Raw genomic sequence first — 20,994 nt, 5'->3', positions numbered from 1 at the left:
ATTGGTCAATATCTTCAAAGACTTTTCGTCCGCTTAGAAAATCAAAAAGTTGCGCCTCGCACTATTGACGTACGTCACATTCGCCCCTAGTGTTGCACTCACCGCAACTCAGTTGCATCAAAACGACATTACGAAGGAACAACGATGACGTTCACCCTTGACGACACCTTGGCAGGCGCCGACGCAGAAGTTGCCGCTGCCATCACGGACGAGCTGCTGCGCCAGCAATCGACGCTGGAGATGATCGCCTCCGAAAACTTTGCCCCCGTCGCAGTTATGGAAGCCCAAGGCTCTGTGCTGACCAATAAATATGCCGAGGGTCTCCCGGGCAAGCGGTACTACGGAGGCTGCGAGCACGTTGACGTCATTGAGCAGCTGGCCATCGACAGGGTCAAGGCCCTCTTTGGTGCCGAGGCCGCCAATGTCCAGCCGCACTCCGGGGCGCAGGCCAATGCCGCCGCCATGTTCGCCCTGCTGGATCCGGGCGACACCATCATGGGGCTGGACCTGGCCCACGGCGGGCACCTAACCCATGGGATGCGCATCAACTTCTCCGGCAAGCTCTACAACGTCGTCCCGTACCATGTGCGTCAAGATGACATGCGTGTGGACATGGCCGAAGTTGAGGCGCTGGCGCTGGAGCACCGGCCCAAGTTGATCGTGGCTGGCTGGTCAGCCTACACACGCCAGCTCGACTTTGCCGAGTTCCGCCGCATTGCGGATCTGGTGGGCGCCTACCTGATGGTGGACATGGCCCACTTTGCCGGGCTCGTGGCCGCCGGCCTGCACCCGAACCCGGTGCCGCACGCCGACGTCGTCACCACCACAACGCACAAGACCCTGGGCGGACCGCGTGGGGGTGTCATCCTCAGCAAGGAATCGCTGGCACGGAAGATCAACTCCGCAGTGTTCCCGGGCCAGCAGGGCGGGCCGCTGGAACATGTGATCGCCGCAAAGGCAGTGTCCTTCAAAATCGCCGCCTCCGAGACCTTCAAGAACCGCCAGGCACGCACTCTGGAGGGCGCTAAAATTCTCGCCGAGCGCCTGCTCGCTCCCGATGTTGCCGAGTATGGAATCTCCGTGGTGGGCGGTGGCACCGACGTGCACCTGGTCCTGGTGGACCTGCGCAACTCCGAACTGGACGGACAGCAGGGTGAGGACAGACTGCACCGGATCGGCATCACCGTCAACCGCAACGCCGTCCCCTTTGACCCCCGCCCGCCCATGGTCTCCTCCGGCCTGCGCATCGGCACCCCTGCCCTGGCCACCCGCGGCTTTGGTCCGGCAGAATTCACCGAGGTTGCCGACATCATCGCCGAGGCCATCAAGGGCGAGCTCAGTGAAGAGTCCGCCGTGCTGCTGCGCGACCGCGTCACCATCCTTGCCGAAAAATTCCCGCTCTACCCCCACCTATTCGACGGTAAAGCTACCAACAACGCCGGAACCACCCCGAACGGAGTCCCACAGTGAGCGCAGACCACCTTCCTGAGCACCCGGAATTCCTGTGGCGGAACCCGGACCCCAAAAAGTCATACGACGCTGTCATCGTTGGCGGTGGCGGCCACGGCCTGGCCACAGCCTACTTTCTGGCCAAGAACCATGGCATGACCAACATTGCCATCCTGGAAAAGGGCTGGCTGGCCGGCGGCAACATGGCCCGCAACACCACCATCATCCGGTCCAACTACCTGTGGGACGAAAGTGCGGCCATCTATGAGCACTCCCTGAAACTGTGGGAAATCCTGCCGGAGGAACTTGAATACGATTTCCTGTTCAGCCAGCGCGGAGTCATGAACCTGGCCCACACCCTGGGCGATGTACGCGAAAGCATGCGCCGAGTCGGAGCCAACCAGCTCAACGGCGTCGACGCCGAATGGCTGGATCCTAAGCAGGTGAAGGAACTCTGCCCCATCCTGAACATCAACGACAACATCCGCTACCCCGTCATGGGTGCCACCTACCAGCCGCGTGCCGGCATCGCCAAGCACGACCACGTGGCGTGGGCGTTCGCCCGCAAATGCGACGAGCTGGGTGTGGACATCATCCAAAACTGCGAGGTCACCGGCTTCCTCAAGAACGGCAACAAAGTCACCGGCGTGCAGACCACCCGAGGCACAATCAACACCGAAAAGGTGGGGCTCTGCGCGGCAGGACACAGCTCGGTGCTGGCCGAAATGGCCGGTTTCAAGCTTCCCATCCAGTCGCACCCGCTGCAGGCGCTCGTCTCCGAATTGCACGAACCGGTTCACCCCACGGTGGTCATGTCCAACCACGTGCACGTCTATGTCTCCCAGGCCCACAAGGGCGAACTGGTGATGGGAGCCGGCGTCGACTCCTACAACGGTTATGGCCAGCGCGGCTCCTTCCATGTGATCGAGGAACAGATGGCGGCCGCCGTCGAGCTTTTCCCGATCTTTGCCAGGGCTCATGTGCTGCGCACCTGGGGCGGAATTGTGGACACCACCATGGACGCCTCTCCCATCGTGGGTCTGAGCCCGGTGGAGAACATGTTTGTGAACTGCGGCTGGGGGACGGGCGGTTTCAAGGGCACCCCCGCAGCAGGGCTTACCTTCGCGCACACCATCGCCACCGGCGCCCCGCATGCGCTGAACAAGCCGTTTGCCTTGGAACGCTTTGAAAGCGGCGCCCTTATCGACGAGCATGGCGCCGCAGCCGTAGCCCACTAACCGGCCCTCTTAGGAAAGATCAGGAGCACATAATGTTGTTGTTTTCATGCCCCAATTGTGGGCCGCGCAACGAAACCGAATTTCACTACGGCGGGCAGGCCCATGTGGCTTATCCGGCACAGCCGAACGAACTGTCGGACCGCGAATGGGCCGAATACCTGTTCTACCGGGAGAACCCCAAGGGTCTGTTCGCGGAGCGCTGGGTGCACACCGCCGGATGCCGCAAATGGTTCAACATGGTCCGCGACACCGTCAGCTACGAAATCCATGCCGTTTACGGGGTGGGTGAGCAGGCTCCGGAAGACCTGATCGCTCCGGCGGCGGCAAAAACCCAATCCCAGCCCTTGGCACCTGCTGAGGCCGGCACTCTCACATCATCGGAAGGCGTGTAGTCATGACACCGCAGAACCCGCAGCCAAATCGGCTCGCACGCGGCGGCAGGATCGACCGCAGCGCCGCCCTGAACTTCACCGTGGACGGTGTCCCCTACGTCGGCCATCCTGGCGACACCGTGGCGTCGGCCTTGATTGCCAATGGCCGCTTGGCCGCCGGCAACTCCCTGTACGAGGACCGTCCCCGCGGCATCCTGTCATGCGGTGTGGAAGAATCCAACGCGCTGATCAAGGTCGCCGGCCGGTTCCCGGGCCACGCCGCCGAATCCATGCTGCCGGCTACCGCCGTTTCCCTCGTTGACGGGCTTGAGGTGGAGCTTCTTTCAGGGCTGGGCAGACTGGACCCCACCGAAGACATGGCCGAGTATGACAAGAAGTACGTCCACACGGATGTGCTGGTTGTGGGCGGTGGACCCGCAGGCTTGGCCGCAGCCCGTGAAGCGGCCCGCACCGGTGCCCGTGTCATCCTCATCGATGATCAGCCCGAACTCGGCGGGGCGTTGCTCTCGGGCCGCGACGAGCTCGTGGATGGCACGCCCGCACTGGACTGGGTGGCCGGCATCACCGAAGAGTTGGCAGCAGCCCCGGAATGCACCGTGCTGCACCGCACTACAGCATTCGGCTCCTACGACAGTAATTTCCTGCTGGCCGTGGAGAACCGCTCCGACCACCTCGCAGCGGCACCGGCTGACGGCGTGTCGCGCCAGAGGGTGTGGCACGTCCGTGCCCGGCAGCTCGTGCTGGCCACCGGAGCCCACGAACGCCCCATCGTCTTTGAAAACAATGACCGCCCCGGCATCATGCTGGCCTCTGCTGCCCGTAGTTATCTAAACCGCTATGGTGTAGCGGCCGGGTCCCGGGTCGTCATTGCCACCACCAACGACAGCGCCTACCAGCTCGCCGCGGACCTGCTCGCTGTCGGGATTGAGGTCGCCGCCGTCGTGGACGCCCGTCCACAGCTGTCTGCACTGGCCCAGTCTGCGGCCGCCGGCGAGGACGTGCGGGTCATCAACGGCAGTGCCGTGGTCAACACCACCGGCGCGTCAGTGCTGGAATCGGTCCTGGTATCCGGCATCGACGCGGATGGCTCCCCCGTTGGCGAGGTCGAGCAAATTGCCGCCGATCTGTTGGCTGTATCCGGCGGCTGGAGCCCCGTGGTGCATTTGCACAGCCAGGCCCAGGGCAAGGTGAGCTGGGATGCGGACCTGGTGGGCTTTGTTCCCTCCAATGTGGTGAGGAATCAACAGGTTGTCGGCGCCGGCCGGGGCAGCTACAGCCTGTCGGATTGTGTCGCTGAAGGGGCCACGGCCGGGGCGGTTGCCGCCGTCAACGCTGGCTTTGCCACGGCCGAGACGGTTGCCGCCGCCACCGCCACCGCCGCGGCAGCCCGCCCCGCCCGCCCGGCCCAGCCCTCAGCCCCCACCCGCGCCTTGTGGCTGGTCGGCGGCACAGAAGGAACGGCGTCGGACTGGCATCACCACTTTGTGGACTTCCAGCGTGACCAGAGCGTCGCCGATGTGTGGCGTTCCACCGGCGCCGGGCTGCGCAGCGTCGAGCACATCAAGCGCTACACCTCCATCAGCACCGCCAACGACCAAGGAAAGACCTCCGGGGTCAACGCTATCGGCGTGATTGCTGCAGCGTTCCGCCAGCAGGGGACCGTGGTTGACCCCGACATTGGCGCGATCGGCACCACCACTTACCGTGCCCCGTTCACCCCGGTGCCGTTTGTGGCCTTGGCCGGGCGGCAGCGCGGGGTACTTTTTGACGCGGCCCGCCGCACTTCCATCCACCCGTGGCACGAAGCCCGCGGCGCGCTTTTTGAGGACGTCGGGCAGTGGAAACGACCGTGGTTCTACCCGCTGCCGGGTGAGGACATGGACGCGGCTGTGCTGCGCGAATGCGCCGCAACACGCGACTCGGTCGGTTACATGGACGCCAGCACGCTGGGCAAGATTGAGATTCGCGGCAAGGACGCCGGGGAGTTCCTGAACCGGATCTACACCAACGCGTTCAAGAAACTGGCCCCGGGCTTGGCCCGTTATGGCGTCATGTGCACCCAAGACGGGATGATCTTCGACGACGGCGTGACCCTGCGCTTGGATGACGACCGGTTCTTCATGACCACCACCACCGGCGGCGCCGCCAAGGTGCTGGACTGGCTGGAGGAATGGTTGCAGACTGAGTGGCCGGAGCTGGACGTCACCTGCACCTCGGTGACAGAACAATGGAGCACCATTGCCGTCGTCGGTCCCAAATCACGGGCTGTGTTGGCGAAATTGTCACCGGAGCTGGACCTGTCAACCGAAGCTTTCCCGTTCATGGCGTTCCGCGAAACGACGCTCGCCTCAGGTGTTCCGGCCAGGATCTGCCGGATTTCCTTCTCCGGTGAGCTCGCCTACGAGATCAACGTCCCGTCCTGGTACGGGCTGGGAACGTGGGAGGACGTGACGGAGGCCGGTGCGGAGTTCAACATCACCCCGTACGGCACCGAAACCATGCACGTGCTGCGCGCTGAAAAGGGCTACCCGATCGTCGGTCAGGACACCGACGGCACGGTCACCCCGCACGACGCAGGCATGGAGTGGGTGGTGTCCAAGGCCAAGGACTTCATCGGCAAGCGCTCCTACCTGCGTGCCGATGCCAACAGCGAAAGTCGCAAGCACATGGTCAGCGTGCTGCCGGTGGACGGTTCCATCCGACTGCCGGAAGGCACCCAGCTGGTGGAAGCCGGCATCGCCGTCAACCCGGCCTACGGGCCCGTGCCCATGCAGGGTTTTGTCAGTTCTAGCTACCACAGCGCCGCTCTGGGCAGGTCCTTCGGCCTGGCCCTGATCAAGAACGGACGCAACCGGATCGGTGAACGTCTTGTGGCTTCCGTGGGATCCGAGCTGGTGGACGTTGTTGTAGGAGAAACAGTACTTTTTGATGCCGAAGGGAAGCGCCGAGATGGGTAACACAATGAACAACACGAACGTGCAGGCACGCCGGCACAGCCCGGCAGAACACCTCTGGGCCGATTTTGAGGCGGGTTCCGTTGCCGGCGAGCGCGGGGTGTCCCTGCGCGAAGTCCCCTTCCAGGTCATGGTCGGCCTCCGTGTTGATCCGCTTTCAGATGCCGGCCAGCGGATGGGGGCCGTAACCGGGGGGTTGCCTGCCACGGCAGGCCAAGTCACCACCGCTCCTTCCGGCAACGGCGGGGCCGGCATCAGCACGTTGTGGTTGGCTCCGGACGAGTTCCTGGTGGTAGGTCTGGAAGAGGGCGTGCCCGGCACACTGGCCGCGTCCCTGGTGGCTGCCTTGGGTGACGGCGCCGGGCAGGCCATAGAGCTCTCCAGCAACCGCACCACCTTCGAGCTGTCCGGGCCCAGCGCCCGAGCCGTGCTTGAAAAGAGCTGCGCGGCGGACCTGCACCCACGATCCTTCGCAACCGGAACCGCCATCACCACGGAAATCACCAAGATTCCGACCATTTTGTGGAAGACCGGGGACGACTCGTTCTTGATCTTCCCCAGGTCGTCCTTTGCCGACTACCTGGGCCGCTGGTTCCTGGACGGCATGCGGGAATTCGCCTCGGGGGGCGCACCGTGGCGCTAAGTGTCCTGGACCTGTTTTCCGTGGGCATCGGGCCCTCCTCCTCCCACACCGTGGGCCCGATGCGCGCGGCCAAGCGCTTTGCTGAAGGACTCGAGCGCGACGGCGAGCTGTTCGGCGTCGTCCGCGTTGAGGCCGAACTGTTCGGTTCCCTCGGCGCCACGGGCCGCGGCCACGGCTCCGACAAGGCCGTGGTGCTGGGGCTGCAGGGGCATGACCCTGAGACAGTGAACACCGCCACGGCTGACGACCAGGTGGCCGCAGCGGCTCTGGATGCGCAACTGATGCTCGCGGGGCAGCACCGTGTCGACTTCAACTACGACAAGGACGTGGTGCTGCACCGTCGCAAGTCGTTGCCGGCTCACCCCAACGGCATGACCTTCCGTGCCGTGGACCACGCCGGGGAGGTGGTTCGCGAGCGCACCTACTACTCCGTGGGCGGCGGCTTTGTAGTGGACGAGCAGGCGGTGGGGGCGGACCGGGTGGTCATGGACGAAACTGTCCTGCCCCACGCGTTCAGCACCGCTGACGAGCTGCTGGCCATCTGCGCAAGGCAGGGCATGAGCATTTCCGAGGTCATGCTCGCCAATGAAATGGTGTGGCACACGAAGGAGGAACTCCGGGCAAAACTGCTAAACATCTGGGCTGTCATGCAGGCGTGCGTGGACAACGGCTGTGCCGCCGAAGGCATCCTGCCCGGCGGGCTGAAGGTCACCCGCCGGGCGCCAGGGCTTTTCCGCACGCTGCAGGCGCCCGAGGATGCAGATGATCCGTTGCGGGCCATGGAATGGGTGAACCTCTTCGCGTTGGCCGTGAACGAGGAAAACGCGGCGGGTGGGCGTATTGTCACTGCCCCCACCAATGGGGCGGCCGGCATCATCCCGGCCGTGCTGCACTACTACATGAAGTTTGTTCCCGGTGCCGACGACGACGGCGTCGTGCGGTTCCTGTTGACGGCGGCGGCGATCGGCATGCTCTTCAAACTCAACGCCTCGATCTCCGGCGCCGAAGTGGGCTGCCAGGGGGAGGTCGGTTCGGCATGTTCGATGGCCGCAGGCGCCTTGTGCGAGGTGCTGGGCGGCACACCCGTCCAGACTGAGAACGCTGCTGAAATTGGCATAGAGCACAACCTTGGTCTGACCTGCGATCCCGTGGGCGGGCTGGTGCAGATCCCGTGCATCGAACGCAATGCGATCGCCAGTGTCAAGGCTATCAACGCGGCGCGGCTGGCCCTGCACGGGGACGGTAGCCAAAAGGTGTCGCTGGACAAGGCCATCAAGACGATGAGGGAAACTGGTGCGGACATGATGAGCAAGTACAAGGAAACGTCCCGCGGGGGCCTCGCCGTCAATGTGATTGAGTGCTGAGATGAGCACCTATTCTGCACCGGCCGGGACCGCCCAATATGTGCTGACCCTGGATTGCCCTGACAGTCCTGGGCTGGTCCACCAGATATCGGGCGCCCTGCTCAGGCACGGCGCCGACATCATCGACAACCGCCAGTTCAGTGACCGCCTGCACCAGCAGGCGGCCGCGGAATTGGACGAGCCGGACGGGCACTTCTTCATGCGCCTGCATTTCAGCGCCCCGGACGGGGCAGAAGCGTTGGCCCTCCTTCATACTGACTTTGAGCCGTTGGCCGTCCGGCACAGCATGCGGTGGGAACTGCGCCCGCACCGGGAAAAGCGGCGTGTGCTGATCATGGTGTCCAAGTTTGAACACTGCCTGAACGACCTGCTGTTCCGCGCCCGAACCGGTGAGCTGCCTGTGGAGGTGGTGGCAGTCGTCTCCAACCATCCGGACCATCAACGGCTGGCCGAATGGCACGGGATCCCGTTCTTCCACGTCCCCGTCGCCGCAGCCACGAAGCCCGCGGCGGAAGCCCGGCTGCTGGAGCTGGTGGATGAGTTCGACGTCGAGCTCGTGGTGTTGGCCCGCTACATGCAGGTGCTTAGCGATGGGCTGATTCGAAAGCTGGGCGGGCGGGCCATCAACATTCACCATTCATTTCTGCCCAGCTTCAAGGGCGCCAAACCGTATCACCAGGCGTATGCTCGCGGGGTCAAGACTGTCGGGGCCACGGCCCACTACGTCAACAGCGAGCTGGATGAGGGGCCCATCATCTCCCAGCAAGTCATCGAGGTGGATCACACCTTTGGGCCGGAGGACTTGGTAGCGGCCGGACGGGACACCGAATGCAAGGCGCTGAGCAATGCTGTCCGCTGGCATTGCGAGGGGCGAGTGGTCCTCCAAGGCAACCGGACCATCGTGTTGCGTTAGTGCTGAGCAGCTGGTGGTGGCCCCCAGTACGCCGTTGCCAGCTGCTGTGGGGCCTCACCAATGCCCTTTGTCGGGGGAAATCATCTTGGTTCGGGCAGACAGTGATCGGAGTTGACCACTGGCTGTCGACGTCCAATGAACAAGCTCTCTTATCTGCATTCATACGCAGGTACTAACTTTAAGGGCATGTTTCAATCGGGCACCTTCGAGATCCATCTGAAGGTTTCGTGCAATGAGGCACCCGCCCCATGAGGCGAACGTGCTATGTGACTCGCATTGAAGCCCCTTGCATATATGCAAGGTCGGTCATAGTCTTGGTCGTATGGTTACTTCCACGGCGGCGTCTATCGTTACTCGAATGCGCCTTAGGCGGCAGCTCAGTAAGACGGCATTTGCCGAGCTTATTGGCTTGCCTGCTTCAACGATTACCAGGATTGAGTCGGGGTTGGTTGAGCCGACGTATGCGATGTTGCAGCGGATCGCTTCAGGAGCTGGTTTTCAGCTGACGGAAACTCTGTCTGACTCGGGCAGCGATTTGCCGTTTGCGGTGGCCTTGGACCGTATCCAAAATGCTACTGGTGCAGAGAGGCGGCGGCTTCTTGGGAAACTGGCTCAGACTGCGAATCTGGCTCCTGTTGCAAAGAGGCCCGGTGCGCGATTCTTTTCCCTTGAAAGCTCTCTCGCAGAGTTCGTTCAGCAGCTTGAGAGACAGGGGGCGAATCCTGTTGTTTCGTCATTGGAGGCTGTCTCCGGTGACGTTTCCCAGACCAGTTCCTTCACTCCCGTCGTGTATGTGGATAATCCTGGAAAGCTAGTGGATTTGCCGGCAATGTCGCCTTCTGCCAGGGCAAGTGTTGTGGTCTTGCCGTCGACGGAGAGCGCGCGCCGGTTCATGCGCAAGGTGGAGGGGACAGCCATGGTGAGTGCGGGGTGGGGGATGCTTGACGCGCTGGCTTCTCCGGGGCGCCAGGCTGATGTTGCGCTCAGTTTCCTGCCAGCGTTTGCCCAAGCAGCATGAACGATAATTCAGGGATTCCACGCCAGCCTCGTATGGAAGATGCCCGGTATGGGGCTGAACGCTCGAGACGGCTGCTGATCACGACCATTATTGCGTTGGGTCCGTATGCAGAGGCGCTAACTATTGTCGGTGCGCATGCGGTTCATGTTTGGGTCCAAAAGAAGTGGGGACCCATTGACATGGAATCGACGCGGGACGGAGATCTTGTCATCGATCCGGTCTTTGTCGCGGAAGACCCCAAAATACTAGATCTCATGGCGTCAATTGGCTTGGAGCCTGCACGCGAGGAACGTCCAGGGATCTACGGGTATTCCAGCGAACGGGGACTGCCGTGGGAACAACGCACCACCGTGGATCTTCTGGTGCCCGAAGGATATGCCGGCAAGAAGGGCCGAACAGCAAGGATTGCCGGACAGGAGAAGGCAACGACCCGGGCCTACGGGTTGGAACTGGCAGTCCACGACCGAGTCCTCACAGAAATATCCACGATTGACGCAGAGCCCACAATTTCCGCCAAAGCCTATGTGGCAGGTCCCGCGGCGCTCCTGATTGCCAAGGCCCATAAAGTCCACGAACGGCTGGCTGAGGCGGATCGGCGTCCGGACAGGCTACGACCGAAGGACTCCGGGGATATCGCCCTGCTGATGATGGTCACCGACGGCGCTGAAGTTGCCGAGACTATGATGTTCCATGCACGAGCGCACGCCGAGATCCGCAACGTCGTCAACGAGGGAGCAAGTCACCTCATAGCCATGTACTCCGCACAGAACGCCACGCTTGTCCGTGAGCATATGGTCGACAGCTTGGCCACACGCTTTCAAGAGCAGGATTTGCTCGCTGACGTGGACACTTGGCTGGCCGCATTCTCCGCCAGATTCCAAAAGATCGAAAGTAGCTAGGCAGGCCGGACTTGTGCATGTCCGGCTCTGCCCGTAGGCGAGTCATGCGGTACATGGCCAAGCGTGTCCAAAACACTGATGGGACACATGTGATGCTGAAGTCATTGGCTGGCTTGCATGGGATCTTTGCCCAGAAGTCAACGATGCGGCATCGAATATTTTGGGATGGTTATGCATTGGTCTGAAACAGTGGATGAATGTAACCGACTCATTAGAAACTCATTAAATTGGGCGATAATTGCCGACTCTTCAGTACCATCCATTGTTGCGCGCCTTTCGAACCAACAAAGGCCAGGAACGACCATTGGCAAGTCGAAATTAACGATCGAGACGACAGCGGGGGTCATCAGTTCGAATCTGATAGGGGGCCCAAAAAGCCCGGATTTACAGGGATTTTGGTTGTAGGAATGGCCCCGAAAGGGGCCATTTTCAACTTAACACGCCACAAACTCTCCACAATGGGCTTCCATTTTCATCACTTATCATCCTTTTTATTCGTCGACGGCGGCTCTTCAATAGGGGTTTTTGGGCTGGATGCATCCATGAATTCCTTCGTGTCCAATGCTGCTTGATGCTCTTAGATGTAGTGCTCTTGGGGCATGGAGGCTTTGGAATGTCCAAGCTGGTAGGCGGCGGCCTCGGCTCCCAGTTTTCTTGCAATCAGCGTTGCGCTTGATTTCCTGAGAGTCTTGAAGGTGACCCAGTCATATTCAAAAGCGTCGGACGCCTTGCGCCACGTCTTGCCGATGTTGTTTGGATCGCAGATGGTTCCCGTGGACGAGAGAAACACAAGTCCAAGCAGATTTGGGAATGCACTTCTCTCCTGCCGTTCGAGTCGGATCTGGAGTTGCCTTATAAGAAAATCTGGCCCTTGGCAGACGTACACCATGACGAGACTTTGGATGATCCTGGATCCGTACGCCGCCCGTGCTTGTACGGATGACCGTTGCGTTGACAAAAACTGTTGGTGGAGTCGCTTTCATATCGACGTCGTCCCAGCGGAGAGCGAAAAGCTCGCCTGGGCGGAGCCCCGTGTGGATGAGGAAATCCGCGATTTCATGAAGTTCTTGTAATCGGGCACTTCCGAGTGCTGGGGCCTGTTCCCATGTGACTAGCTTTTCCCTCAGGTCTTGATATTGGGCAGCATCGAGGGCTTGGGGCTTCGTCGTCCGGTTTAGGGGGATTGAAACACCGATGACCAGGTTGACGGTGACGGCATCATGGCGCTGCTCTACCTTGAACATCCACGACAATACAGCTCCGCAGCTCCTTGCGGTTGAGGGTCCCACGTCCTCGACGACTTTGCGAATGAAGTGATCGATCACGCCAGAAGTTGCTTCTCCAATACGGATAGATCCGATCGCTGGGGCTATGTACTTTTTTGTGCAGTAGGAATACTTGTTTTTCGTTCGGGATGCCCTATCAGAACTTTCCAACTCAACAAGAAATACTTCAATGAGCTAGTCAATTTTGTTCAGGGGTGTCGCTAACCCATTTCGTGGTGTTTTCCGCCCGACGAGCTTTTTCTGCAAGGAGCGCCGGGCATCGGCGGCGGAAGCTCCGCGGGCTTCCATCCTGCGGAGTTTTCCGTCCTGTCTCTGTACCGGGTTTCAGCCAGCCAACTTCTTGCTGACGTGCGGATTGTATGGATTGTTCCCCATGCTCCGAGAGGAAGAGGTTTTCTGCTGATGTCACAACGCCTCAGTCTCGAGTGTCACGGATCGGATCCGAAGGAGAGCCAGGCGTCGAAGTCTGTCCGGGTAACTCACAGATGCTTGCCGATCACATAGGCGTGCGGCCCAACTCTACGTGACCTCCACTGGTAAAGGGTCTGCAGTGGAATCTGCAGTTCGGGCAGATCTCGGTGGGCGTGGGCCACTCCACTACCGGGGGCGGTGTAGTAAGGGCCGGCAGCTCCTGCTTGTCCGTGATGGCCTCCATGGGTTCTGGATGGTTACTTAATTCATGGTTATTCAGTAGTAAATCGACGTGCAGAGTCTGGTTCCAAATAGCAGAATATTCGTAGCGCCTTCAGCGTAGTAAGGCAGCGGTGGGTACTGACTGTCAGGGGATCGGTGAGAATGCAATCAAACCTGCAAGCTCCGGATAGGCGGGCGACGTGGCGCTGTTTTCTGTGCCGTTAGTGAGCGATGAAGCAGGGACAGGGCAAACAGCCGCAAACAATGGCCGACAAAGAGACAAAATTGCGGCGCGGCTGATCGATACTCAAATGCAACGTACTACACCCATAGACTTTGCTCATATGTCGACCAAGCAAGGCACCCGCATTGAATAGTGATCCGCAGTGGATGAGTCGTTTGTGGACGCACCAACAGGAAGCCGTCCTGGTATTCCGCGAGTATCTCGGACGCAAGTCCAACGACAAGGCAGCGATCGTTTCTATGCCAACAGGGACAGGCAAATCGGCTGTCATTGCCAGTCTTCTTGCTGATGAACGGAGTAATGCGCGTAAGAGCGTCCTCGTAATCGCACCGTGGAAGGGATTGGCTGCACAACTGCGAGAGGACATTGACACCAAGGTATGGGTTCATCTCGGGGTAGGGCGCCCAGCGTCATTGGCACCCGTGGAATTAGTTAAGAGTGCCGCAGACTTTATGAATAAGGTGCGTGTAGACAATCCAGAGCCGACGGTCTACGTCACGACCATGGCGATGGTCGTTCAGATATTTAAGGCCCAAGGCGGTAGCCCGTCGAAGATGGCCGAAATCTTCATTGCTTTCTCCTGCGTCATCGTCGACGAGTGTCACTATGAGCCTGCTCCGACCTGGTCTGTCGCCGTGCGGGCGACGGGACTCCCCACGTGTTTAATGACCGCTACTCCATTTCGCAATGACAACAAGCGTTTCGTGCTTGATTCGAACTGCCAGTTTCGCTACAGCCACGCCAAAGCCGTGGAGGATGCAATCCTTCGTGAACCCAAATTCCACATCCTTGAATCAGTTACCAACGAGGTTGACTTTGCGAGAGTGCTGTGTGCAAAGATCGAAATTTTGCGTGTACCCGCGTCGACTAGGGTGGTCGTTCGCTGCACCAGCAAAGCCTCGGTGGAGGCGATGGTTCATGCACTCCGAGCTCAAGGACACATCGTGTATGGTTTCCACGAGACGTTCGATGCGAAGGTCGCGGACGAAGGACTCTTAAAGCGCGTTCCGCCGCCGTCCGAGCGACCGGAGGACATTCGATTCTGGGTTCACCAACACAAGCTTACTGAGGGCTTTGACCAACCGAAACTGAACATTCTCGCGATCTACGAGGGGTTCGGCAACGATCGGGCGCGAATCCAACAGATCGGCCGCGTACTTCGAATGGGCTCCGGCCAAGGTAATGCGAGTGCACATGTGCTTGCCCTTGACGGCGAGATGGAAGACGCTTGGGATCGGTACCGACGCTATGATGATGGTGAGGCTCCTCATAAAGTTGCCACAGATCCTGCCGGTATTGAAGCCCTCCTAGCCGCCCAGCCCAAATCGATCTACTGGGATAGGCTGTTTCGCGAGCAAGTGGATTTGAGTGCCGATGATGCGTGGAAGCACCTCCGTTTTCGGCTCAACGCCTCTGTGCGCCACCTCGCTCGGACGCCCAACCTCGACCAGATAATGGACGAGGTCACTGCTGACCATATTGAAAAGGACCAGCAGGTCCTGAGCGTCACAGCGCCTGATAGAGCAACCCGGGTCCTGATCTATTTGTCCGTAGAGAACTCACCGCTCCTACTCGCTGGGGCATTCGTAGAGATGTCTCTCGGCTACGCGCTCGTTCACTGGGACGGTAGTAGACTCTTTGTGGCTGACTCTGGTTCGTCAGTACCCCGGTCTGTCCAGGACAGTACAAACCCTATCCCGGCACAGTCCCTCGTTAGTCTCTTACCCGACTCGGCTCGGATTTCTACAGTCACTCTCGTCAACAACGACTTGGGTCCATGGAGTGTGCGGGGTCGTTCCATCTCTGCCGACGATCTTCGCCTCATCGCCCCTGAAGTCGGCGTAGGCACCTTCGGTTACTCGACCGCCAAGGGGTCAATTAAGGTAGGCCCCGATAACGTTACCCGCTACGCAGGGGTAAAGAATGCGCGGGTTCGGGACCAAAGACCGACTGAGGGCAAGCTGGCCGACGTGCTAGCTTGGTTCTCCGAGATCGGCCAGGATCTTGACGCCAATAACTCGCCGTCGCGTGTCATAGGGCGATATTCTTCTCCGGCGGCCCCGTCCGGCGTATCCCAGCCTACGTACGTGATGATCGACGTTGACCCAGACTCCTTCGAACCGATAGATAGCAACGGACCACCACTGACGGTGGAGAAATGGGGCGGGACGGTTGGGAGTGATCGTTCTTTCGTCGCCACTATTGCTGGCGTGACGATGAAAACACGGGTTACATGGTCGGAGATAGAAAAACGCTTCGACTTGGAGTCTGACTTCGAGGTTCCCTATCGATCCAAACACGGAAGAAAGGCTTCGTTTTGGGATGAGGTGCAACGGTCCCGTGGCCTCAAAGTTGCCGACAAGAGTGGCGTCGTCTACTCGAACGGTAACTTCTGGTCCCTTGAACCCACGGAACGCGACGCAGGTCACGGCCTGTTATCGATCGTGTCAGGACACAGCAGGCTAGAGGCGTCGACAGGCGAAAAGGGCACCGTGATAAACGGCAAATGGGACCCTGCCTCAGTCTTCGGCATCATCGATCAGGCTCTCCTTCCCAACGCGCTGGGCGCCGGGTCGACGATCCTTTGCACTGATATGGGGACCGAGATCGCTGACTTTGTTGGCTTCTCTGATTCAAAGGTCATCTTCGTTCATGCCAAGGGAAAAACCCAGTTCAAAAAGTCTCACGTGTCAGCATCAGCGCTCCACGAAGTGGTTTCGCAGGCGGTAAAGAACATGAAGTACCTCGCGATTGGCAACGTGGAGAGCCCGTCTACAACTAGTTGGACCAATCCTTGGACGGACGGGATTCATGGGGCAACGACCCGACACAGGGCCGGGACGGCATCGAATAGTGGTGAGGAGTATTGGAACCGGATTAACAGGGTGGTGCAGAACCATGGTGCTGAAAGAGAGATTTGGCTGGTCCTGGGAGCGAGCCTCTCTCTAAAAAGACTGGCAAAGGCGCTCGCAAAAAAATCGCCGCCAGGGTACGCAGTGACAACACACGCACTCTTATCGTCGGCATGGTCGACGTCACAGCAGTATGGCGTCCGTCTTCGAGTGCTGTGTTCGCCCTGACATCAGGGTTCGACCTCTTTGAGTTGTGCTGAGGCAGCCGAAGACCGTTTCGTTCGTCCTTGAAGGTTGCTGGTCGGGCTGATGCACACAAATCGTCAATCGGTCCCTGATTAGCACTGGGTCGAAGACGAGGCGGGCTGGCCGTGGTGCGGTGAGACGAATGGGTTGATTTGCCGAGGCGCGCGATGAGAATTGCGCCAGCGAGTTCCGCACTGGCCGCAAGTTGTAGTTTCCATGCCAGTTCATGGGAGTAATGGGCTTCAATGACGTGTACGGGCGTCGTGCTGCAAACCGACGGCCAGGACCTTGGATGCCAGGCGTGTAAGGATTCTTTGGTTGCGGCTGCAGCATGGAAGGGTGGGGGTGAATTTGCTGTGGGTGCGGGCTTGGCGATGGGATCTGGCTGCGGTGGTGAGTAGGGAAAAGTTGGACGTATGGCAGTGGCGCAGGGGAGTGTCGCATGTGGTTTTCATGCGGTACTGGATCTCCGGTTGGGGGTGAATATTGAATGGCGAGCCGGAGCCGTTCAATCTCGGTGGGGTTGAATCCTGACCAGTGGTGGTGGTCGCTGACCACGAATGGGGCTTGGGAATAGCCGAAGTCTTGGACGTACTCGAGCGTTGCGGCTCAGGCGCAGCAGGACAGCATCGAGACATCGGTGGTGAAGGCCTTACAAGCGATCCTGAGGCCTTCGGCCATCGTCAGGTAGGGGCTCCACGCGGCGACGACTTGCGCGGTGGTCATTCCCGCTTCGAGGATGTAGACGCCGGCGGCGGCGATTTCCCCGGCATCCTTGGCCACCGCGGAGATGCCCAGGATGCGTCCGGTGTCGCGCTCGGCGACAACCTTGATGAAGCCGCGGGTGTCGCGGTTGACCACGGCTCGCGGCACGTATTCCAAGGGCAGGACCCGGCACTCGCAGCGGATCCCGGCAGCGACGGCTTCCTGCTCCGTCATTCCGACCGACCCGAGGGCTGGACTGGTGAAGGTGACCCGCGGCAGGTGCCGGTAGTCGACCTCGGCCAAGGCGTCGGTGAACGCGTTGTCTACGGCCAGGGCGCCGTGGGCCGCCGCGACGTAAACGAACTCGCGGTGGCCGGTCACGTCCCCGGCGGCCCAGATGCGCGGATTTGAAGTGGCCAGGCGGGAATCGACAACGATCTCCCCATACACCCCGGACTCCACTCCGACAGAGTCAAGGTTCAATCCCTCGGTCACGGGATGGCGCCCCGTGGCCACGAGCAGCCGGTCAGCCCGGAATACTTCCTTTCCGCCAGCCACGGATGCGGAGACCAGAATTCCTCCGATTGCCTCATCGCTCGCCACGCTGTCAACGGTGGCCCGCCGGACCACTCGGATGCCTTCGTCGGCAAACACCCCGGCCAGCGCCGTGGCTGCCTCCGGTTCCTCCTGCGAGGCCAGCCGGGAACGGACCAGCATGGTCACCCGGGAGCCCAACCGGGAGAAAAGCTGCGCCATTTCCAGGGCAACATAGCCCCCGCCTAGGACTAGCAATGATTCGGGCACTTCCGCCAGTTCCATCGCCGTCGTCGAGGTCAGGTACCCGGCCTCGGCCAGCCCGGGAACGGGGGGAACCCAGGGCGCGGCCCCGGCGGCCACGAGGTAGTGCCCGGCCTCGATCATTCGCACGGCACCATCTGGGGAGGCGACCCGGAGCAGCGGTGCGTCCTGGGTCCCGGTGAACGACGCGTCCCCCTCGATCATGGCCCAGCCGTAATCCGCAGCCAGGTCGACGTACTTCTCCGTCCGCATAGACTCCACCAGGGCGGCCTTGCCCTGGATCAGGGCCGGCATGTCCACCGGACCCGCCGAGGCCGCCACCCCGGGGAAACGGGCCGAATCCAACGCCAGGTGGCGTGCCTCCGCGGCGGCCAGTAGCGCCTTCGAAGGCACGCACCCGGTGTTCACGCATGTCCCGCCTACGGTGCCGCGTTCCACCATCACGACGCGCTTGCCCAATCCGGTGGCCCGGATTGCGGCCGCAAAAGCGCCGCCGCCGGAACCAATAATCGCCAAGTCGAATTCTTCGTTTGTCATTCCAGACGCCTTCTTCCCTGTGGTTCAAAAGATCCTAGGCACCATCATGAACCTTCCAGTACAGTGGAATGTCAAGTGTGGTCGCCATTGAAAGGGAATCGTCGAATATGAGGATCGGACAACTTGCGGAAGCGACCGGGACCACGACCAAGACACTGCGGTTCTATGAAGAGTCGGGGCTGCTTCCCCCGGCCGAACGCCTGGCCTCCGGCTATCGGGACTACGCCGAGGATGCCGTGGGGCTGGTCGGGTTCATCCACCGTGGCCAGGCCGCCGGGCTCACCCTCGCCCAGATCGGGCAGATTCTGAAGATCCGTGAGGGCGGCCAGACGCCGTGCTCACACGTCCAGGGCCTGCTGGGGGCGCGCCTCGGCGAACTCGATGCTCAGATCGCCGAGCTTCTGGCCCTCAGGGAAACTATTTCCCAGCTCCATGTAAAGGCGAGCAAACTGGAGCCGGATTCCTGCTCCGCTGACCAGGTCTGCCGCTACCTCTGATCAACATCCCACCTCGGTGGTCGCGGGTGCCCATGGCCCCGTGCGTCTGGTCGAGGGTCTGGTTGGCTCCAAGGTTGCCCGTTGGCCTGGCACCTCAGCGGGGCCGAACACCTGTCCGACCATGCCGTGACTCTGATGGGCTGACAAGTCGCGACTCTGCGGCCCCGGTTGCAACAAGAACCGCCAAACCGAACCATCAATGAACCACCGCACCGAACCGACATTCACAGATTCTGAATTGCGGCGCGCAAGGACGCGCTGATGAGGTTCGGCTTACTGTGGGAATCGGCGATCTGGCTCAATGGAAGAAATCCGGGCGGCAATGGGCAGGCCGTCGCCATCCGTATAGACGTTGGGTCGAGGTATGTTCGTTGAATTACGTGAGCTGGAGATTCGCGGCGACCGAGTCGGTATGCTTGCCGGCCTCTGGGCAAATTTTACCCTTGAGGCTAGCCAGTGCCGCGCGTACGACTTTTACAGGTGCATCGGCATGGTTGATGACATCTCAGCTGTTGCCCTAAAGGGGCAGCATATTTTCAACGAACTGCGTTATTTGGCCTGGCTGGCCGAGGGGTCAGGAGGGCTGTGAAATATGAATTTGTGGGGCTTTCTGTCCTGGGCGGGAGCCTAGTTGCCCTTGTATCTGGCCGCTATTTGCCGCCGACTAGCATTCCCGGCCGGCCCGAAGCTGGATCATCTCCTGAGCCGAACTGCCAACCTGAGGAAGACTGCCAGAGACGAGGAATTGAGAGGATTGGGTTTCCGCGGGTCCAAGTGAATTGATCCCGGGTATGTGGAGGTCGGACCGGCGGTCAGCCAGTGGTGAAAGGTGACGTGGCCTGGGCACCGAACTTCATGTGTAACGAAATTATAACTTTTGGTTCTTGTCCGTTAGGATTGAAAAAATATATACCCCTAACGGGTATTTCGTGGGCCGCTTCGCCAAACCCCGTCGGCGGTCCGCGATCGTTCATTTTTGCGACGGGGACGGAGGAACCACTACCGGTGCCTTGTTGCACCTTGGGGTGAAGCCTGCTCAACAAACCACTGCCTATATGGCGGGGCGTTGGACTGGCCGGGCCTACCTCGCCCGAATCCGACAGCTAACTTCGTAGGCGTTGAGAGGACCTCATTTATGCCTGCCCACCGCCAGCATGGCCGCCGTCGCGCGACCAAATCAAGACTCATCAACACGTCGAACAAAGGACGTCACTGGGCGTCGGCCCCTGACGTGACTATCGAGCCCTTCACAGGCAAGAAATCATTGACGATGGCTGTCGCAGCAGCAGGTTTCATTGCATTGACTGCCCTTCCTGCCGCCCACGCTGAGACCAATCATCTTTCGCCTGCCGTGACCGCCAACGTGTCTATGTCCTCGGGTCAACCGAAAATAACGGCGGATCAGGATGTCGTGGTGTCCTTCGCTAAGCCACTGGTGTCCAGCAAGCCAGCCCAGGCAGCAACGCCGCCGAGCGCCCTGCACCCGGCGGCTGCCCAAGAGGCGCCAATTCCCACACTGGCGCCAGAAGAGGCGCCAGCAGCTGTGCCAACGCCCGCGCAGCCGTCCTCAGGGCTTCGCCCTCCGTTGGCTGAGCTGACGGTCACCTCACCATTTGGGTATCGGGTCAATCCGCTGACTGGGGCGGGAGGGGAACTGCACACAGGGATCGACTTTGCTGGCGCGTGCGGCACCTCAGTATTTGCGTCAGGCTCAGGTACCGTGACGGAAGCTGGGTGGAGCCCGTATGGTGGCGGAAATCGAATCGTTATCGACCACGGTGGTGGGATCAAGACCACCTACAACCATTTGGACTCCATTGGGGTCAGTGTTGGGCAGGAGGTCAATGGCGGCGCCCCGATAGCTGGAGTCGGCACGACGGGCAATTCCACGGGATGCCACCTGCACTTTGAGGTCGTAGTTGATGGACAGACGGTGGACCCTACACCGTTCATCTAGGACTTCATCATGGATTGCGGCCGGGCGCGTGGCTTTGAGCGTACGCTGCCCGGCGGCCATTATGGGTTCGGGGTTCTCCTCAGGTGTCGCGGCGCCCAATTGCCCGGTGATGGAACTTCGAGGCATGGAAGTTCAGGCGCTGCGAAATCGGCGCCCGTCGACTACGCCTGGCACAGGAGCGGGCGGCTGGACAAAGCCGCCCGCGGATAGCTGCCGAAGCTCTCCAGGGTGGTTGGTGTCGAACGGGTTGTCTGGCGGTGCCGTTGCTGAACAAGGGCTTTTTTAGGCCGGTGTGAGGCTGTTGGTGTTTGCATGATTTTCATGTCGGCAGGCATTTTCGCGGTCCACGGCGGGCACCTTTGGGGGCGG

Annotated in this window: 16 protein-coding genes and 1 riboswitch; of the genes, 14 read left to right on the top strand and 2 right to left on the bottom strand. The window is 60.6% G+C overall.

Annotation, left to right across the window (positions count from 1 at the left end; genetic code table 11):
• The first annotated feature begins 144 nt into the window (after nt 1-144).
• The 9 genes from glyA (at nt 145) to AB0O97_RS17725 (ending at nt 10,870) form a co-directional block, all read left to right on the top strand.
• Nucleotides 145-1,470, top strand: a complete 1,326-nt coding sequence (glyA, locus tag AB0O97_RS17765; protein ID WP_363884451.1) for a serine hydroxymethyltransferase — start codon at nt 145-147, stop codon at nt 1,468-1,470.
• Nucleotides 1,467-2,687 (top strand): sarcosine oxidase subunit beta family protein, encoded by a 1,221-nt coding sequence (locus AB0O97_RS17760; protein ID WP_363884449.1) that lies wholly within the window; start codon nt 1,467-1,469, stop codon nt 2,685-2,687. Before glyA ends, AB0O97_RS17760 begins: the two co-directional genes overlap by 4 nt.
• A 32-nt stretch (nt 2,688-2,719) precedes the next feature.
• Complete coding sequence (locus AB0O97_RS17755; protein ID WP_363884448.1) at nt 2,720-3,079, top strand: sarcosine oxidase subunit delta; 360 nt, start codon at nt 2,720-2,722, stop codon at nt 3,077-3,079.
• 2 nt (nt 3,080-3,081) lie between these two features.
• Nucleotides 3,082-6,036: an FAD-dependent oxidoreductase gene (locus AB0O97_RS17750; RefSeq protein WP_363884446.1), complete on the top strand. Its 2,955-nt coding sequence runs from the start codon at nt 3,082-3,084 to the stop codon at nt 6,034-6,036.
• 4 nt (nt 6,037-6,040) lie between these two features.
• Nucleotides 6,041-6,676 (top strand): sarcosine oxidase subunit gamma family protein, encoded by a 636-nt coding sequence (locus AB0O97_RS17745; RefSeq protein WP_363884444.1) that lies wholly within the window; start codon nt 6,041-6,043, stop codon nt 6,674-6,676.
• The gene (locus AB0O97_RS17740) at nt 6,667-8,040 is read left to right on the top strand and encodes an L-serine ammonia-lyase (protein ID WP_363884442.1); all 1,374 of its coding nucleotides are present in this window, start codon (nt 6,667-6,669) and stop codon (nt 8,038-8,040) included. The genes AB0O97_RS17745 and AB0O97_RS17740 overlap by 10 nt, the downstream gene beginning before the upstream one ends.
• 1 nt (nt 8,041) lies before the next feature.
• Nucleotides 8,042-8,953 carry a formyltetrahydrofolate deformylase gene (purU, locus tag AB0O97_RS17735; RefSeq protein ID WP_363884440.1) on the top strand — a complete coding sequence of 304 codons (912 nt, stop codon included), beginning with the start codon at nt 8,042-8,044 and terminating at the stop codon, nt 8,951-8,953.
• 322 nt (nt 8,954-9,275) lie between these two features.
• Nucleotides 9,276-9,971, top strand: a complete 696-nt coding sequence (locus tag AB0O97_RS17730; protein ID WP_363884438.1) for a helix-turn-helix transcriptional regulator — start codon at nt 9,276-9,278, stop codon at nt 9,969-9,971.
• Nucleotides 9,968-10,870 (top strand): hypothetical protein, encoded by a 903-nt coding sequence (locus tag AB0O97_RS17725; protein ID WP_363884436.1) that lies wholly within the window; start codon nt 9,968-9,970, stop codon nt 10,868-10,870. Before AB0O97_RS17730 ends, AB0O97_RS17725 begins: the two co-directional genes overlap by 4 nt.
• A gap of 577 nt (nt 10,871-11,447) precedes the next feature.
• Here the strand turns inward: AB0O97_RS17725 and AB0O97_RS17720 are convergent.
• Nucleotides 11,448-11,759 carry a hypothetical protein gene (locus AB0O97_RS17720; RefSeq protein ID WP_363884435.1) on the bottom strand — a complete coding sequence of 104 codons (312 nt, stop codon included), beginning with the start codon at nt 11,757-11,759 and terminating at the stop codon, nt 11,448-11,450.
• Nucleotides 11,760-12,989: 1,230 nt separating this feature from the next.
• Between AB0O97_RS17720 and AB0O97_RS17715 the strand changes: the two genes are divergently transcribed.
• Nucleotides 12,990-13,166, top strand: coding sequence for a hypothetical protein (locus AB0O97_RS17715; protein ID WP_363884433.1), 177 nt, complete (start codon nt 12,990-12,992; stop codon nt 13,164-13,166).
• Nucleotides 13,167-13,179: 13 nt separating this feature from the next.
• Nucleotides 13,180-16,113 (top strand): DEAD/DEAH box helicase family protein, encoded by a 2,934-nt coding sequence (locus tag AB0O97_RS17710; RefSeq protein WP_363884485.1) that lies wholly within the window; start codon nt 13,180-13,182, stop codon nt 16,111-16,113.
• A gap of 627 nt (nt 16,114-16,740) precedes the next feature.
• Here the strand turns inward: AB0O97_RS17710 and merA are convergent.
• The gene (gene merA / locus AB0O97_RS17705; RefSeq protein ID WP_363884431.1) at nt 16,741-18,171 is read right to left on the bottom strand and encodes a mercury(II) reductase; all 1,431 of its coding nucleotides are present in this window, start codon (nt 18,169-18,171) and stop codon (nt 16,741-16,743) included.
• Nucleotides 18,172-18,278: 107 nt separating this feature from the next.
• On the opposite strand from merA, the gene AB0O97_RS17700 reads away from it, so the two are divergent.
• The 3 genes from AB0O97_RS17700 to AB0O97_RS17690 all read left to right on the top strand — a co-directional run bounded on the left by AB0O97_RS17700 (nt 18,279) and on the right by AB0O97_RS17690 (nt 20,625).
• Nucleotides 18,279-18,668: a heavy metal-responsive transcriptional regulator gene (locus AB0O97_RS17700; protein WP_363884429.1), complete on the top strand. Its 390-nt coding sequence runs from the start codon at nt 18,279-18,281 to the stop codon at nt 18,666-18,668.
• Nucleotides 18,669-19,032: 364 nt separating this feature from the next.
• Nucleotides 19,033-19,257 (top strand): hypothetical protein, encoded by a 225-nt coding sequence (locus tag AB0O97_RS17695; protein WP_363884427.1) that lies wholly within the window; start codon nt 19,033-19,035, stop codon nt 19,255-19,257.
• Between the two features lie 341 nt (nt 19,258-19,598).
• Nucleotides 19,599-19,798, top strand: a riboswitch (cyclic di-AMP (ydaO/yuaA leader).
• Between the two features lie 101 nt (nt 19,799-19,899).
• On the top strand, nt 19,900-20,625 hold the full coding sequence (locus AB0O97_RS17690; RefSeq protein ID WP_363884426.1) for a M23 family metallopeptidase: 726 nt from the start codon (nt 19,900-19,902) through the stop codon (nt 20,623-20,625).
• Nucleotides 20,626-20,994: the final 369 nt, after the last annotated feature.

It is taken from the genome of Specibacter sp. NPDC078692 (genome assembly GCF_040686835.1).
Taxonomy (GTDB): Bacteria; Actinomycetota; Actinomycetes; order Actinomycetales; family Micrococcaceae; genus Specibacter.
This window is presented reverse-complemented; position numbering and strand designations above follow the sequence as displayed.